Source organism: Azospirillum oryzae, assembly GCF_900177515.1.
Lineage (GTDB): Bacteria > Pseudomonadota > Alphaproteobacteria > Azospirillales > Azospirillaceae > Azospirillum > Azospirillum oryzae_A.
In genome coordinates this window covers 1,254,875-1,270,938 of record NZ_FXAK01000007.1, presented here as the reverse complement: position 1 = coordinate 1,270,938, position 16,064 = coordinate 1,254,875, and the positions used below count along the sequence as shown (strand labels likewise).

The window sequence follows — 16,064 nt, the reverse complement described above, 5'->3', positions numbered from 1 at the left end:
ATACCAGCGCCGAACCGGAAATTGAGAGACCGATGACCGTCGTCACCCGCTTCGCTCCGTCGCCGACCGGCTTTCTGCACATCGGCGGTGGCCGCACCGCCCTGTTCAACTGGCTGTACGCCCGCAACACCGGCGGCAAGTTCCTGCTGCGGATCGAAGACACCGACCGGCAACGCTCGACCCAGGCGGCGGTGGACGCCATCCTGGATGGACTGCAGTGGCTGGGTCTCGACTGGGACGGCGATGCGGTCAGCCAGTTCGAACGCAAGGACCGTCATGCCCAGGTGGCGCACCAGATGCTGGCCGCCGGCAAGGCCTATCGCTGCTATTGCAGCCCGGCGGAGCTGGAGGAGATGCGCGCCGCCCAGAAGGCGGCCGGCCAGCCGGTGCGCTATGACGGCCGCTGGCGCGACCGCCCCGAGTCCGATGCCCCTCCGGGCGTGGCGCCGGTGATCCGGCTGAAGGCGCCGCAGGAGGGCCAGACCGTCCTGAACGACCTCGTCCAGGGCGAGGTGACGGTGCAGAATGCCCAACTCGACGACCTGATCCTGCTGCGCGCCGACGGCACGCCGACCTATCTGCTGGCGGTGGTGGTGGACGACCACGACATGGGCGTCACCCACGTGATCCGCGGCGACGATCATCTGACCAACACCTTCCGCCAGATCCAGATTTTCAACGCCATGGGCTGGGACCTGCCGCGCTTCGGCCATATCCCGCTGATCCATGGTCCCGACGGCGCCAAGCTGTCCAAGCGCCACGGCGCGCTGGGCGTCGACGCCTATCGCGACATGGGTTACCTGCCGGAGGCGGTTCGCAACTATCTGCTGCGGCTCGGCTGGTCGCATGGCGACGACGAGATCATCTCGACCGAACAGGCCATCGAGTGGTTCAATCTGGAGAGCATCGGCCGCTCGCCGTCGCGCTTCGACTTCGCCAAGCTCGAAAATCTGAACGCCCATTACATGCGGCTCGCCGACGACGACCGGCTGGTCGGCCTGATCTCCCCGCGCCTGGAGGCGGATCTCGGGCGCAGCCTAAGCGACGCCGAACGCGACCTTCTGACGCGGGCGATGAACGGCTTGAAGCAGCGCGCCCGCACCGTGGTCGATCTGGCGCAGAGCGCGCGCTTCTATGTCGCGCCGCAGCCGCTCAGCTATGACGAAAAAGCAACCGCCCTGCTGGACGAAAAGGGCCGCAATCTGTTGAAAGAACTGGCGGCAGCCTTCGCCGAAGAGCCGGACTTCACAGCTGCTGCGCTGGAATCGCAGGTCCGCGCCTTCGCCGAGGTGCGGGGCGAGAAGCTGGGCAAGGTGGCGCAGCCGTTGCGCGCCGCGCTGACCGGGTCGACGGTGTCGCCGCCGATCTTCGAAGTGGCCGAACTGCTGGGCCGCGAAGCGACGCTTTCTCGCATCCGCGATGCAGCGGGTGCAGCATAATGGTCACTTCCGTGCGTTGCCATCGGGCAGCCATGGAACTATGCTGCGCCGACGAAAAAAGGGCGCCAAGCCCGACCCTCAACGATAAGGACGTGCCGAGATGACCCAGACTGAGGACGGCAAGGACACCGTAACCCTCATCGACAATAAGACGGGCAAGCAGGTCACGATGCCGATCATGCACGGCAGCGTCGGGCCGAGCGTGATCGACATCCGCAAGCTCTACGCCGAGACCGGCTATTTCACCTACGATCCGGGCTTCACCTCCACGGGCAGCTGCGAGTCGGGCATCACCTACATCGACGGCGACGAGGGTGTGCTGCTGCACCGCGGCTATGCCATCGATGAGCTGGCCGAGCATTCGACCTTCCCGGAAGTCTGCTTCCTCCTGCTCAACAACCATCTGCCGACCGCGGCCGAGCGCACGGAGTTCGAGAACATCCTGCGCCGCCACTCGATGGTGCACGAGCAGCTGACCAAGTTCTACAGCGGCTTCCGCCGTGACGCCCACCCGATGGCGATCATGTGCGGCGTCGTCGGCGCCCTGTCGGCCTTCTACCACGACTCGCTGGACATCAACGATCCGCAGGCGCGCAAGATTGCCGCGCACCGCCTGATCGCCAAGATGCCGACGATCGCGGCGATGGCCTACAAGTACTCGACCGGCCAGCCCTTCATGTATCCGCGAAACGACCTGTCGTATGCGGAGAACTTCCTGTACATGACCTTCGGCACGCCGTGCGAGCCGTTCAAGGTCAACCCGATCCTGTCCAAGGCGATGGACAAGATCTTCATCCTGCATGCCGACCACGAGCAGAACGCCTCGACCTCGACCGTCCGTCTGGCCGGTTCGTCGGGCGCCAACCCCTTCGCCTGCATCGCCGCCGGCATCGCCTCGCTGTGGGGTCCGGCCCATGGCGGCGCCAACGAAGCCGTGCTGAAGATGCTGGAGGAGATCGGCTCGGTGGATCGCATCCCCGAGTTCGTCCGCCGCGCCAAAGACAAGAACGACAACTTCCGCCTGATGGGCTTCGGCCACCGGGTCTACAAGAACTACGACCCGCGCGCACAGGTCATGCGCCAGACCTGCCATGAGGTCCTTGGCGAGCTCGGCATCAAGGACGAGCCGCTGCTGGACATCGCGATGGAGCTGGAGAAGATCGCCCTGTCGGACGAGTACTTCATCGAGAAGAAGCTCTATCCGAACGTCGACTTCTACTCGGGCATCATCCTGAAGGCGATGGGCTTCCCGACCAGCATGTTCACCGTGCTGTTCGCGCTGGCCCGCACCGTCGGCTGGATCAGCCAGTGGAAGGAGATGATCGAGGACCCGGTGCAGAAGATCGGCCGTCCGCGTCAGCTCTACACCGGCGACACCAAGCGGCCGTTCGTGCCGCTGGCCGAGCGTGGCTAACCGGCCCACAGCCCATATCGGAATGGGCGGCTCCAATGGAGCCGCCCAGGACCCGACTGCGTACATCGTTCCGGCCCGGCGGGTGCGTCTGCGCCCGCCGGCCAACGACAACCGGGCGCCGCTCGGCTGGCGCGTCCGCCGGCTGATCGTCTATCTGCTGATCCTGGCACTGATCGCCGGGATCGTCTTCATCTGAGGCGATGCCTCAGGTATCGCACACCAGTGCGAAACCCTCGTCGATCCACCCTGTAATGCCGCCGATCATCAGTTTGACCGGCCGCCCGATCCTCGCCAGCCGCAAGGCCGCGCGGTCGGCACCGTTGCAATGCGGCCCGGCGCAATAGACCACGAACTGCGTGCCCTCCGGCCAATCCGCCATCCGCCGGTCGGTGATCTTGCCATGCGGCAGGTTCAAGGCTCCCGGCAAATGCCCCCGCGCAAAGGCTGCAGGACCGCGTACATCGAGCAGGATGAAGTCCGGGGTTCCCGATTTCAGCGTCTCGTGAACGTCCCAACAGTCAGTTTCCAGCGACAGTCGCTTTGCAAAATGATCCGCCGCGGTCTCCGACGGCGCAGCAGGAATTTCGGTGACGAGACTGGGCATGGGGTCCTCGTTGCTGGAAGTGACGACCACATCATTCCAATCGCGTCTTCGGCTGGAAAGTGGCGCAACCGCCAGCTATCGTACAAATCATGCCAATCGCCACGTCCCCGCTGGTCGTTGCCCTCGCCTATGACGGTCTCTGCACCTTTGAATTCGGCGTCGCCGTCGAGGTGTTCGGCCTGTCACGCCCTGAACTCGGACCGGACTGGTACCGCTTCGCGGTCGCCGCCCTGGATGCCGGACCGCTGCGCGCGGTGGGCGGCATCCGCGTCGAAGCCGATGGCGGACTCGACCTGCTCGATCAGGCAGACATCCTCGTCATTCCAGGGTGGCGCGGCGCACGGGAGCCGGTACCGGACGACCTGATCGCTGCGTTGCGCCGGGCCGACGATCGCGGAGCGCGCATCCTGTCGATCTGCTCCGGCGCGTTCGTTCTCGCCGCCGCCGGGCTCCTGAACGGACGCCGGGCGACCACGCACTGGCGATATGCGGCAACGCTCGGTGAACTCTACCCCGATATCCGGGTGATGCCCGACGTGCTGTATGTCGACGAAGACAACATCCTGACCTCAGCCGGCAGTACCGCCGGCATCGACCTCTGTCTGCATCTGGTGCGCCGCGATTTTGGACCGGAGGCGGCCAACAGCGTCGCCCGCCGTCTGGTCGTCCAGCCCCACCGCGAGGGCGGACAGGCACAATTCATCGAGACGCCGGTGCCCATATCCCGCGAAGGAGCCCGCCTGGCTCCCCTGCTCGATCATTTGCGGGAGAAGCTGGCCGAGGAACACAGCCTGTCCGGCATGGCATCGCGGGCAGGGATGAGTGTCCGCACCTTCCTGCGCCGATTCCAGTCCTTGACCGGGACAACGCCAGGTGACTGGCTGCTGACCGAGCGGCTGGGTCGAGCCCGTGACCTTCTGGAAACGAGCAGCCTGCCGGTTGAGGAGGTGGCGACCCTGACCGGCTTCGGTTCCGCCGCGACACTCCGTCACCATTTTCGGCGCCGGCTTGGCCTCAGCCCGGCCAACTACCGCGAGCGCTTCCGCCGCGTGACTGGGCCTGCACCAAAGAAAAAGGGCGCTGCCGTCGCCGACCACGCCCCTCCTCATGACCTTTGACCGGACGGCCAGTCACTTCCGCTCGATCAACTCGACCTTGTAGCCGTCGGGGTCCTCGATGAAAGCGATCACGGTCGTGCCATGCTTCATCGGGCCCGGTGGACGCGGAATCTTGACACCTTCGGCCGCCAGCTTCTCGCAGGTGGCGTAGATGTCCGGAACGCCGAGCGCGATGTGACCATAGGCGGTGCCGATCTCATACGGCTCCTTCTGATCCCAGTTATGGGTCAGTTCCAGAACGGCGGTATCGGACTCGTCACCATAGCCGACGAAGGCAAGGGTGAAGCGGCCGCCCTCATAGTCGTTGCGACGCAGCAGCTTCATGCCGAGCAGACGGGTGTAGAAGTCCAACGACTTCTCCAGGTCCAGCACGCGCAGCATCGTGTGCAGCAGGCGGAATTCACTCATGGTCTCTGTTCTCCCATTCAGGGTTTGCCCGCTTGGGGCCTGTTCAAGCGTTGCTCCGCAACGACGTCCAGGATGGTGCGGGCTGCCCGTTCGCTGGGTGGCGTATCGCCTTGTCCCAGCCAGCGGGCGACCTCGGCCACGCCATCGATCTGCGCCTGACGTGCCGCCGGATCGTCGAGCAGCCGGCCCAGTTCGGCCGCCAGCTTATCCGGCCGGCAATCCTGCTGCAGCAGTTCCGGAACCAGCATCCGATCAAGCATCAGGTTGACGAGGTTGACGTACTTCACCCGGATCAGCCGCCGATAGAGCGCGACCGTGACCGGGTTCAGTCGATAGGCAATGACCGTCGGCAGCCGCGCAAGAGCCAACTCCAAAGAAACGGTGCCGGACGCGGCGAGTGCCGCCTCCGCCGCGGCAAAGGCATCGTATTTTTCGGCGTCTCCTTCGACCAGCACGGTTCGCACCGGCCAGTCGGCGATGGCGGCGGCGACCCGGTCGCGAACCGTGGCAACCGTCGGCACCACGGCGACCAAGGTCGGGTGGGAGGGTTGCAACCGTTCAAGCGTTGCGCGGAAATCCGGCAGCAGCCGCGACACCTCTCCTTTGCGGCTGCCGGGAAGAACGGCGACCACGCGGTCTGCTGGTGCGATCCCGTGCCGATCACGAAAGCCTGCTCCGTCGCCCTTCCCCGCCCCGCCCTCGACCACGGAATGACCGACGAAGGTGCAGGCGAGCCCTTCCCTCTCGAAATAGGGCGGTTCGAAGGGAAGCACGGCAAGCAAATGATCATAGATGGCGGCGTATTTCGCCGCACGCTTCGGCTTCCAGGCCCAGACGGTCGGTGCGACGTAGTGGACCAGGGCGATGGAAGGTGCCGCCGCACGCACCTTCTTCGCCACGCGCACCGTGAAGCCGGGCGAGTCAATGCCGACCACGGCGTCGGGACGTACACGCATGATCTCCGCGACCGTCTGGTCGATGCGGCGGATCAGGTTCGGCAGGTGCGGCAGCAGTTCGAAGATGCCGAACAGGGTCAGTTCCGACATGGGGAAGAGGCTGACCAGCCCCTCCGCCATCATCTTCTCTCCGCCGACACCGACGAACCTCACCTTTCCGTCGGTCAGCCGCTTGGCCGCAGCCATCAGCCGGGCGCCCAACGCGTCGCCTGACGGCTCGCCGGCGATCAGGAACAGCGTAGGGCCGCTGTCGGCCACAATCGCATCGTTCATTGCGGAATCTCGATGCCGACAACGAATAGGCCAAGGCGATCCGCAGCCTCTGCCACCGCAGGCCGGTCCACCAGCAGGCTTCCTCCAGCCTCGACCGCGATCCCCCGCAGACCGGCGGCCGCAGCCTTCTCCACCGTGGTGACGCCCATGGTGGGAAGGTCGATGCGGCGATCCTGCTTTGGCTTCTTCACCTTGACCAGCACGCCGCCTGGTCCCGGACGCGCCAAGGCGACGCAGCGGTCAAGCATGGCATCGGTTCCCTCAATCGCCTCGACCGCCAGAACGAGTCCCTGCTGGACCACCGCGCCCTGCCCGACGTCCATCGCCCCCATGGCGCGGGCAACTTCGACCGCACGGGCAATGTCCCGATCAGCGTCCGCGTCGGGGACGAGGCGGCCGACCGGTCCGATGACAGTCAGCAGATCCTTCAACAGATCATGCAATCCGACCACGCGGAATCCATCCTCCTCGACCTCGCGCACCACGGCGCGGAGCAGGCCGTCATCACCGAGTGCGCGGGTGCCGACACGGGCAAGGAAGCGCGCTGTACGCCAATCCGGCATCAATTCGGTGAAAGAGGGACGCTTCACCGGACCGGCGAGAACGACCTCTCCCACGCCTTCCTCGTGCAGACGCCGCAGGATCGTGCCGGCGGCGCCGAAGCGGCTCCAGACATGGGGCACCCCGGCAACCGTCTCGGGATCGGTGTGTCCGTCGAAGGCAACGATGAAGACCTCGCGCCCCTGCCCGCGCACCGCATCGGCGATGCGGGCCGGAAGCGTGCCGCCGCCGGCCAGGATCGCCAGCTTCGGACCCGCTGCCGGCGATCCGGTGCCCTGTGTCATGCCGGCCATGGGCCGTTCGCCTCAGCTCTCGCGTGGCTGGCAGAGAGACCGGGCTTCCTTGGCCCGGATGAAGGAGAGAACATCCGAAATCAGCGCCCGTTCGCCGAAGTCGCGACCGACCTCCTCCACCCGCTCGGCGAAGGTGCCTTCCGGACCGAACAGCATGCGGTAGGCTGCACGCAAGGCGTGGATGTCGTCCTTCTTGAAGCCGCGGCGCTCCAGGCCGACCAGATTCAGGCCGGCCAGACGGGCGCGGTCGCCCATGACCAAGCCAAAGGGGATCACGTCGTTTTCGACGCCCGACATACCGCCGATCATGGCATGGGAGCCGATACGCACGAACTGGCGCACCGCCGACAGCCCGCCGATGATGACATAGTCACCCAGCGTGACGTGACCGCCCAGAGTGGCGTTATTGGCCATGATGACGTGGTCGCCGACGATGCAGTCATGGGCGACATGCGAGCCCATCATGAACAGCCCGTCGTCGCCGACGCGGGTGATCATGCCGCCACCCTCGGTGCCCGGGTTCATCGTCACATGTTCGCGAATCTGGTTGCGCGCACCGATGACAAGTTCCGACGGCTCGCCATGGAACTTCAGATCCTGCGGCCGATGTCCGATGGACGCGAAGGGATAGATGACGGTTTCCGCGCCGATGCTGGTGCGCCCGTCGATCGCAACATGCGAAACCAGCCGAACGCCGTCGCCCAGCGTGACGTCGGGACCGACGACGCAGAAGGGGCCGATATTGACCCCCTCCCCCAGCTTGGCCGCGGGATCGACGATGGCGGACGGATGGATGGTAACGGTCATTTTTCGTCCAGGATCATGGCGGAATAGACTGCTTCAGCGACGAGGACGCCGTTGACCTTGGCCTCGCCCTTGAACTTCCACACGTTGGCGCGCTGACGCTGCTTGGTGACGTGGATGTGGATGGTGTCGCCGGGAGTGACGGGGCGGCGGAAGCGAGCCTCATCGACGGTCATGAAATAGACCAGCTTGCCTTCGGCGTCGGGACCCAGGGTCGCCACGACCAGCACGGCGGAGGTCTGAGCCATCGCCTCGATGATCAGCACGCCGGGCATCACCGGGCGCGACGGGAAGTGGCCCTGGAAGAAAGGTTCGTTGATCGTGACGTTCTTCACGCCGGTGGCACCTTCACCCAGCGTCACATCGATCACCCGGTCGATCATCAGGATCGGGTAGCGATGCGGGATCATCTTCATGATCCGCGTGATGTCGATGTCGTCGATCTTATTGCTTTGCGCGTTGTTGTCCGCCGTCACGTCCATTGCCCGGCCGCCCGCCTTTCCACCAACCGATAGAGTTCAGCATTCCCCATTTCAGGGAAATGGGCACCGTCGCCCCAATGGGGAACACCGGCACCTTATTGTTTGCTCCGCCTTCTTGCCCCATTTCCGCGGCGACCGCAACCGCCGAACCCGGAAACGGAACAGGGCCGCCACCGTCCCCGCTCGGGATGGCGACGGCCCTGTTCAGACAAGCATCACTGCTTGGGGACGTTCAGCGCGACCTGCGGCAGCTTCTTGTTTACGCGCTCCATCACCGCGTCGGTGACGTCGAGCTGCGTGTCGACCAGAACGAACTGCTGGCGGGCCAGAACGAGGTTCGCCCCGCGCTCGCGCGAGATGTCGGCAACCACCTCGACCATCGTCTTGTGAACGACGGCCATCGCTTCGTTCAGGCTGGTCTCCAGAGCGCGCTTGCGGTTCTGGACAGTCTTCTGCACGTCGGCGACCTGCTTTTCGAAATCGCGGCGCTTGGTGGCCAGAGCTTCCGGTGACAGGACGGTCTGCTGCTTGCGCAGTTCGTCCTCGTTCTTGCGGAGCTTGTCCTCCAGCGCGGAAATTTCCTTCTGGTAAGAATCACGCAGCGATTCGAAGGATTTGGTGATGCCCTTCGATGCGTTGGATTCCTGCATGATCTTCTGGACGTCGATCACGGCGATGACGGGCGCCTTGAGCTCCGCACCCGGACCAGGGACTTCCGCCTTCGGGGCGTCGGTCTTGGGCGCCGATTGGGCCGGAGCCGCCTGGGCCATGGCCGAGGTCGCGGCGAAGAGGAGACCGGCAGCCGTAACGGCCGACAGGACGGCGACGCGGAACGGCGTCTTCGACAGGGTGGGTTGCATCTTAGAACCTGGTTCCGAAGCTGAAGCGGATAAGCTCTTTCTTGTCGTAGCCTTCCTTGCGGATCGGCAGGGCGACATCGAGCCGGATGGGGCCGAACGGCGACTTCCATGACACGCCGGTGCCGATGGAGACGCGGATGCTCTCGTCATCCTTCACGTTCGGATCGCTGATATCGACCTTTCCCAGTGTGCCGACATCGGTGAAGGCATGGCCGAGCAGACCGAATTCCTCCGGCAGGCCGAAGGGGAAGCTCATTTCCACCGAGGCGCGGGCATAGCGCGTGCCGCCCAGCGCGTCGCCGGTCGAAATGTCGCGCGGGCCGATACCGGCGGTGTTGAAACCGCGCAGGGTGTCGCCGCCGATGAAGAATCGGTCGCCAAGGTCGACCTTCTTGCCGAGACCATGGATGTAGCCGATTTCACCGGTGGTGCTGAGCACCCACTGGTCCTCTCCGAGCGGCACATAGTAACCGGCAGCCAGCTTGTTCCGCAGGAAGCGCACCGACCCGCCGAGACCGGCGATGTCGTTGGTCAGGCGGACGAAATAGCCTTCGGTCGGCGTCAGCTTGCTGTTGCGAACGTCGTAAGTCAGCTCCTGCCCGATCAGCGATGTCAGACGCTCACCGCGCTGCTCCTGGATGTACTTCGACGCGGTGGTCGGCACTTCCTCGATCAACGTGTCCTGCAGCTGATAGTAAACGCGCTGGCGCAGGCGCTCGGTCAGCGGATAGCCGAGGCGCAGGGCGAAGCCGGTGTTCTTCTCGTTGAACGAGCTTTCGTCTTGATAGTTGTAGCGCGTCCGGAAAATGTCGACACCGGCCGACAGGTCGCGGTCCATGAAGTACGGCTCCGTGAAGGAGATATCGTACAACTGGCGCCGGCCAGACAGCGTGGCGCCCAGACGCAGATCCTGGCCACGACCGAGTAGATTGCGTTCACGGATCGAGAAATCGCCCAGCGGGCCGTCGGAGGTCGAGAAACCCGCACCGACGGAGATTTCACCGGTGGACTGCTCGGCAACGTCGACGTTGACGACGGTGCGATCCGGCGCGCTGCTCTCGGACGTCGTGATGTTCACACGCTCGAAAAAGCCGAGATCCTTGATGCGCTGCTCCGACCGCTTCAGCTTCGACGCGTTGAAGGGGTCGCCTTCGGACAGCAGCATCTCGCGACGAATCACCTTGTCGAGGGTCCGGACGTTGCCGGAAATGTCGATGCGATCGACGAAGGTGCGCGGCCCTTCGTTGATCTCGTAGGTAATGTCGATGGTGTGGGTTTCGCGGTCGCGCGAAATCCGAGGACGGACATCCACGAAGGCGTACTGCAGATCGCCGACCGCGTTAGTCAGCTTGGTGATGGTGTCTTCCACCTTCTGGGCGTTGTACCAGTCGCCTTCGGTGGTGGTGACGCTGTTCTGCAGAACGGCGGGGTCGAGCTGCTTCAGCGAGGTCTTGATGTCGACCTTGCCGAACTTGTAGCGCTCGCCTTCCTCGATGGTGAAGGTGATGAAGAAATCCGATTTGTCCGGTGTCAGTTCGGCGACCGCCGACACGACGCGGAAATCGGCATAGCCTTCCTTCAGGTAGAAGCGGCGCAGCAGGTCGCGATCGTAGTTCAGGCGGTCCGGATCGTAATTGTCATCCGACGACAGGAACCGCCACCAGGCGGATTCCTTGGTCTGGATGTTTTCGCGCAGGGTCCCGTCCGAGAAATGCTCGTTGCCGATGAAGGTGATGCCGCGCACGCCGGTGCGCACGCCTTCATTGATCTCGAACACCAGATCGACGCGGTTCTGGTCGAGCTGGATGATCTTCGGCTCGACCGTCGCTCCGAACCGGCCTTGCCGCCGGTAAATCTCCTGAATGCGCTGAACGTCGGACTGCACCCGGGTTCGGGTATAGACGACGCGGGGGCGCAGCTGGATTTCCTTATCCAGCGTCTCCTTGTCGATGCGCCGATTGCCCTCGAACGCGATGCGATTGATGATCGGGTTCTCCGCCACCGTCACGACCAGCGTGTCGCCCTCGCGTTTCAGCACGACGTCGGCAAACAGACCGGTGTTGAACAGCGACTTCAGCGACTGGTCGATCCGGTCGGGATCGAACGGGTCGCCGGGCTGAACGGTCAGGTAGGAGCGGACCGTGGAGGGCTCGATGCGCTGGGTGCCTTCGACCCGGATGTCGCGCACCGTACCGCCACTGAACACCTGGGTGACCATGGACCCGGTGACCGCCGGCGCCCCCGCGGGCGAGGCGGCGGTTTGGGCGAGGGCGACAGACACCGTCGTCATGGCGCAGCCGGCCATCAGGCCCGCCACCAGAACTTTGCTCGACACCGGCAAATCACGCTCCCTGGCAAGGGGCTGGCTTTAGGAAACCAGTCCCCGGAAGAAATCGACCACGCGCAGTTGAACAAGGTCGTTCCACGTGGCGAAGACCATGAGCGTTAATACCAAGGCCAATCCAATTCGGAAACCGTATTCTTGCGCTCGCGCTCCAAGCGGCCGGCCGAGCAGCTTTTCGATGCCGTAAAAAAGCAGGTGGCCGCCGTCCAGCATCGGCACCGGAAACAGGTTGATCAGCCCCAGGTTCACCGACAGGAAAGTCATGAACCAGACCAGCGGATACCAACCGGATTGCGCGACCTCGCCCGACATCTGGGCGATGCGCAACGGCCCGCCCAACTCCTCCGTGCCGCGCGATCCCTGGACCATCTGGCCCAATGCGGTGAAGGTGCCGGTGATCATGCCTGCGACTTCACGTCCCGCCTGCCAGACGGCAGTCAGGGGGTCATGACGCATCATCCCGACGCTGCCGCGGCTGATCCCGAGCAGGCCGATCTGGTGAGCGTTGCCGAGTCGGTCGGTGACGGTCTGCGACTCCGGCGTGACGGTCAGGGTCAGCACCCGCCCATCGCGCTTCAGTTCGACGGCGAGCGGCTCGCCCGGGCGGATCGAAACGATCTGCCGGATTTCCTCGAATCGCTGAACCCCGGTGCCGTCGACCGACAGGATCAGATCACCCGGCTGGATGCCGGCGCGTTCCGCCGCGCTGCCGGGCTGCACGCCGCCGACGTCCGGCGGGGTGAAGGACTGGCCGGCGGTCATGAACAGCAGGGAAAGAACGACGATGGAGAAGACGAAATTCGCGATCGGCCCGGCCGCGACGATGGCCGCGCGCTGCCCCACCCGCTTGTGGTGGAAGGACACCGCGCGCTCCTCCGCCGACATGGCCGTCAAATGCGCGCCCGGCGTGCTGGCCGGATCGGCATCGCCGAACATCTTGACGTAACCGCCGAGCGGCAGCGCGCTGAACTTCCAGCGCGTGCCCGCCCGGTCGGTGAAGCCGAACAGTTCCGGTCCGAAACCGATGGAGAAGGTCTCGATCCGCACACCGTTGCGGCGCGCGATCAGATAGTGACCAAGCTCGTGCACGAAGACGAGCACGGTGAGGACCAACAGAAAGGCCAGCACCGAGGTCCAGAAACCGCCGATAACGTCCATATCAACCCTTGCGCCTTCCAGCGCCTCGAACGCGGATCATCGGCTGCCAACCGCCGTCGCACCGATGGCCGCAATGCGTCCGGCGGCATCCCGCCTTGCGTCCGCGTCGGCCTCCCGCACGGCGGCGAGATCGCGCAGCGGGCGGTGGGGCAACGCCGTCAACGTCTCCTCGACGATCCGTTCGATGTCGAGGAAGCCGATCCGGCGGTCGAGAAACGCCTGGACGGCCACCTCGTTGGCGGCACTGAGTATAGTAGGAGCGGCCCCCCCGCTTTGCAAGGCGGCCCGGGCCAGCCGAAGTGCGGGGAAACGCAAGGGATCGGGAGCCTCGAAGGTCAGCGTCGCCGCCTTGACCAGATCGAGCCGTTCCGCCGGCGTGGCGATGCGGGCGGGCCAGCCGAGCGCATAGGCGATCGGCGTGCGCATGTCGGGCGTGCCGAGCTGGGCCAGGACCGAACCGTCGACATATTCGACCAGCGAATGGATGACGGATTGCGGGTGGACCAGCACGTCGATGCGTTCTTCCGGGATGCCGAACAGGAAGTGGGCTTCGATCAGTTCCAGCCCCTTGTTCATCATCGTGGCGCTGTCGACCGAAATCTTGGCGCCCATGTCCCAGGTCGGATGGGCGACCGCCTGCTCCCGGGTTGCAGCGGCCATGAAGGCGCGATCCCTGGAGCGGAAGGGACCGCCGGAGGCCGTCAGGATCAGGCGGGCAACGCTGTCGGTGCGGTCGAAGTCGAAGACCTGATAGATGGCGGAATGTTCGCTGTCGACCGGCAGCAGCGTCGCGCCGTGGGCCTTCACCTCCTCCATCATCAGAGCGCCGGCGCAGACCAGCACCTCCTTGTTGGCGAAGGCGACGATGGCGCCGCGCCGCACGGCGGCGAGCGTCGGCTCCAGACCGGCGGCGCCGACGATGGCGGCCATCACCCAGTCGGCCGGGCGCTCCGCCGCCGCGGCAACCGCTTCGGAGCCGGCGGCGACCTCGATGCCGGTGCCGGAAAGCAGGCTCTTCAACTCGGCATAGGCGGTCGGATCGGCGACCACCGCCAAGCGGGCGTTCAACTGCCGGGCCTGCCGGGCCAGCAGAGCGACGTTGCGGTTGGCGGTCAGCGCCTCCACCGGAAAACGCTCCGGATCGCGGGAGACGAGATCCACGGTCTGCGTCCCGACCGAGCCCGTGGACCCAAGAATCGTTACGCTGCGCGGCGCATCAGGCCCCGCTCCCGCTTTCACCACCATGACAGAACCGATCCAATGGCCGCGTGAAACAGGGCCAGCACCGGGGCCGCGGCCAGAAGCCCGTCGATGCGGTCGAGGATGCCGCCATGCCCGGGAATGAGCTGGCCGCTGTCCTTCACATTGTAGCGCCGCTTGACCGCCGATTCGAACAGGTCTCCGGCCTGCCCGACCACGGCGACGGCAGCGCCGACCACCAAAGCGATGTCCGGACGCGCAGCCCCGAAGGCGAGAGCCACCAGCCAGCCGAACAGGGCCGACGAGGCCATGCCGCCGATCAGGCCGGCCCAGGTCTTCTTCGGGCTGATGCGTGGCGCCAGCTTCGGCCCGCCTATGCTGCGGCCCGCGGCATAGGCGCCGATGTCGGTCGCCCAGATGGCGATGAGGACGAACAGGAAGAGCGAGAGGCCGGCATCCGGCAGATCGCGCAACCACGTCAGACCGGCCATGCCGACGGCGACGTAGAAGACGCCAAACCCGAGCAGGTTGCGGTCACTGCCGCCGCCGATGATGGCTGTCAGAACGGCGAAGGCTGCCGCCGCTCCCAAACCGGCGGCCGGGCCGGCGGCGATCTGCGCCATCAAGGCAACGACGATGCCGGCCGCCGCCATGATGCGGGCCGGCAGGCGGCGGGCGCTGGGGACGATGCTGGTCCATTCGGAAACGGCGATCACCGATCCGAAGGCGATCAGGGCATGAAATACCCAGCCGCCAATCCAGACGGCGCCCAGCACGACCGGCGCCATGACCAATGCCGACAGGACGCGAACCTTGAGGTCCCCTGCCTTGGATGGCTTGGCCGGCACGTCGGATGAAGCCGGCGTGTCAGCGCGACCCGGCGGTGGTGGCGCCGAAGCGGCGTTCCCGTCGGTGGAACTCTTCAATCGCCGCCTCCAGATCGCGCTTGGTGAAATCGGGCCAGAGCGTATCGATGAAGACCAGCTCGGCATAGGCCGCCTGCCACAGCAGGAAATTGCTGATCCGCTTCTCGCCGCTGGTGCGGATTATCAGGTCGGGGTCGGGGATGTCGGCGGTGTAGAGCCGCGCCGACAGCGCGTCTTCGTCGATGGCGTCCGGCGCCAGACGTCCGGCGGCCACCTCTTCCGCCAGCCGACGGGCCGCCTGTACGATCTCCAGGCGCGAGCCGTAGCTGAGCGCCACCACGAGCGTCATCACCCGGTTGTCGCGGGTCAGTCCCTCGGCATTGTCGATCAGCCGGTTGATGTCCTCCGACAGACGCGTGCGGTCACCGATCACCCGCAGGCGGACGCCCGCCCGGTGGAGTTCGGCAACCTCGCTGCGCAGGTAGAAGCGCAGCAGACCCATCAGGTCGCTGACCTCTTCCTCCGGCCGGCGCCAGTTCTCCGAGGAGAAGCTGAAAATCGTCAGAGTGCCGATGCCAAGTTCGCGCGCCGCTTCCACGGTACGGCGGACGGCGTCCACGCCCTTCTTGTGTCCGGCGGTGCGCGGCAGGCCGCGCGCCTTGGCCCAGCGCCCGTTGCCATCCATGATGATGGCGACATGCCCTGGAGCCGTGTTGGACCGGTTGTCGTCCGCGTCGCGCATTCCGGATCAGACCTGCATGATTTCCTTTTCTTTTTGCGCAAGCGAGTCGTCGACCAGCTTGATGTGCTGGTCGGTCAGCACCTGCACCTTGTCCGCCTGGACCTTGTGCTCGTCCTGGGTGATCTCGCTGGCCTTCTCGGCCTTCTTCAGGCCGTCCATGCCGTCGCGACGGATGTTGCGGATGGCGACGCGGCACTGCTCGGCGTATTTGTGGGCGACCTTCGCCAGTTCGGCGCGGCGCTCCTGCGTCAGGTCGGGCAGCGGCACGCGGATGACCTGCCCCTCGGCCTGCGGGTTCAGGCCCAGACCGCTGTCGCGGATGGCCTTCTCGACCGCCTTGGTCATGCCGCGGTCCCACACCTGCACGGAGATCAGGCGCGGCTCCGGAACGGAGACCGTCGCGACCTCGCGCAGGTGCATGCGGCTGCCATAGGCCTCCACCATCACCGGTTCGAGCAGATTGGAAGAGGCGCGGCCGGTACGCAGACCGCCCAGTTCCTTGCGAAACGATTCGAGCGCGCCTTCCATGCGGCGCTTCAGAT

Annotated in this window: 17 protein-coding genes; 4 read left to right on the top strand and 13 right to left on the bottom strand. The window is 65.4% G+C overall.

Going from position 1 to position 16,064, the window contains the following annotated elements; all coding sequences use genetic code 11:
- The first annotated feature begins 32 nt into the window (after positions 1-32).
- The 3 genes from gltX (at position 33) to B9N97_RS35695 (ending at position 3,049) form a co-directional block, all read left to right on the top strand.
- Positions 33-1,439, top strand: coding sequence for a glutamate--tRNA ligase (gene gltX / locus B9N97_RS18505; RefSeq protein ID WP_085089236.1), 1,407 nt, complete (start codon positions 33-35; stop codon positions 1,437-1,439).
- A 100-nt stretch (positions 1,440-1,539) separates the two neighbouring features.
- The gene (gltA, locus tag B9N97_RS18500; protein WP_085089235.1) at positions 1,540-2,853 is read left to right on the top strand and encodes a citrate synthase; all 1,314 of its coding nucleotides are present in this window, start codon (positions 1,540-1,542) and stop codon (positions 2,851-2,853) included.
- Positions 2,854-2,875: 22 nt separating this feature from the next.
- Positions 2,876-3,049: a hypothetical protein gene (locus tag B9N97_RS35695; protein ID WP_158280154.1), complete on the top strand. Its 174-nt coding sequence runs from the start codon at positions 2,876-2,878 to the stop codon at positions 3,047-3,049.
- A 9-nt stretch (positions 3,050-3,058) separates the two neighbouring features.
- Here the strand turns inward: B9N97_RS35695 and B9N97_RS18495 are convergent, their stop codons facing one another.
- Positions 3,059-3,457 (bottom strand): rhodanese-like domain-containing protein, encoded by a 399-nt coding sequence (locus B9N97_RS18495; RefSeq protein ID WP_085090650.1) that lies wholly within the window; start codon positions 3,455-3,457, stop codon positions 3,059-3,061.
- Positions 3,458-3,516: 59 nt separating this feature from the next.
- Between B9N97_RS18495 and ftrA the strand changes: the two genes are divergently transcribed.
- The gene (ftrA, locus tag B9N97_RS18490) at positions 3,517-4,575 is read left to right on the top strand and encodes a transcriptional regulator FtrA (protein WP_432264195.1); all 1,059 of its coding nucleotides are present in this window, start codon (positions 3,517-3,519) and stop codon (positions 4,573-4,575) included.
- Between the two features lie 12 nt (positions 4,576-4,587).
- Here the strand turns inward: ftrA and gloA are convergent, their stop codons facing one another.
- The 12 genes from gloA to frr form a co-directional block, all read right to left on the bottom strand.
- Positions 4,588-4,983 (bottom strand): lactoylglutathione lyase, encoded by a 396-nt coding sequence (gene gloA, locus B9N97_RS18485; protein WP_085089233.1) that lies wholly within the window; start codon positions 4,981-4,983, stop codon positions 4,588-4,590.
- A gap of 17 nt (positions 4,984-5,000) precedes the next feature.
- Positions 5,001-6,212 carry a lipid-A-disaccharide synthase gene (lpxB, locus tag B9N97_RS18480; RefSeq protein WP_085089232.1) on the bottom strand — a complete coding sequence of 404 codons (1,212 nt, stop codon included), beginning with the start codon at positions 6,210-6,212 and terminating at the stop codon, positions 5,001-5,003.
- Positions 6,209-7,057 (bottom strand): LpxI family protein, encoded by an 849-nt coding sequence (locus tag B9N97_RS18475; RefSeq protein ID WP_143266868.1) that lies wholly within the window; start codon positions 7,055-7,057, stop codon positions 6,209-6,211. Before B9N97_RS18475 ends, lpxB begins: the two co-directional genes overlap by 4 nt.
- Before the next feature lie 21 nt (positions 7,058-7,078).
- Positions 7,079-7,873 (bottom strand): acyl-ACP--UDP-N-acetylglucosamine O-acyltransferase, encoded by a 795-nt coding sequence (gene lpxA / locus B9N97_RS18470; protein WP_085089230.1) that lies wholly within the window; start codon positions 7,871-7,873, stop codon positions 7,079-7,081.
- Positions 7,870-8,352, bottom strand: coding sequence for a 3-hydroxyacyl-ACP dehydratase FabZ (gene fabZ / locus B9N97_RS18465; RefSeq protein WP_085089229.1), 483 nt, complete (start codon positions 8,350-8,352; stop codon positions 7,870-7,872). The genes lpxA and fabZ overlap by 4 nt, the downstream gene beginning before the upstream one ends.
- A gap of 215 nt (positions 8,353-8,567) precedes the next feature.
- On the bottom strand, positions 8,568-9,212 hold the full coding sequence (locus tag B9N97_RS18460) for an OmpH/Skp family outer membrane protein (RefSeq protein ID WP_085089228.1): 645 nt from the start codon (positions 9,210-9,212) through the stop codon (positions 8,568-8,570).
- Between the two features lies 1 nt (position 9,213).
- A complete protein-coding gene (bamA, locus tag B9N97_RS18455; protein ID WP_085089227.1) occupies positions 9,214-11,553 on the bottom strand; it encodes an outer membrane protein assembly factor BamA in 2,340 nt (779 codons plus the stop codon).
- A 27-nt stretch (positions 11,554-11,580) separates the two neighbouring features.
- Positions 11,581-12,714 (bottom strand): RIP metalloprotease RseP, encoded by a 1,134-nt coding sequence (gene rseP, locus B9N97_RS18450; RefSeq protein WP_085089226.1) that lies wholly within the window; start codon positions 12,712-12,714, stop codon positions 11,581-11,583.
- 36 nt (positions 12,715-12,750) lie between these two features.
- Entirely contained in the window at positions 12,751-13,959 is a 1,209-nt protein-coding gene (locus B9N97_RS18445) for a 1-deoxy-D-xylulose-5-phosphate reductoisomerase (RefSeq protein ID WP_085089225.1), read from the bottom strand.
- Entirely contained in the window at positions 13,950-14,840 is an 891-nt protein-coding gene (locus tag B9N97_RS18440; protein ID WP_085089224.1) for a phosphatidate cytidylyltransferase, read from the bottom strand. The genes B9N97_RS18445 and B9N97_RS18440 overlap by 10 nt, the downstream gene beginning before the upstream one ends.
- Positions 14,782-15,522, bottom strand: coding sequence for an isoprenyl transferase (locus B9N97_RS18435; protein WP_085089223.1), 741 nt, complete (start codon positions 15,520-15,522; stop codon positions 14,782-14,784). The genes B9N97_RS18440 and B9N97_RS18435 overlap by 59 nt, the downstream gene beginning before the upstream one ends.
- 6 nt (positions 15,523-15,528) lie before the next feature.
- The gene (gene frr / locus B9N97_RS18430; protein ID WP_432264202.1) at positions 15,529-16,050 is read right to left on the bottom strand and encodes a ribosome recycling factor; all 522 of its coding nucleotides are present in this window, start codon (positions 16,048-16,050) and stop codon (positions 15,529-15,531) included.
- Between the last annotated feature and the right edge of the window lie 14 nt (positions 16,051-16,064).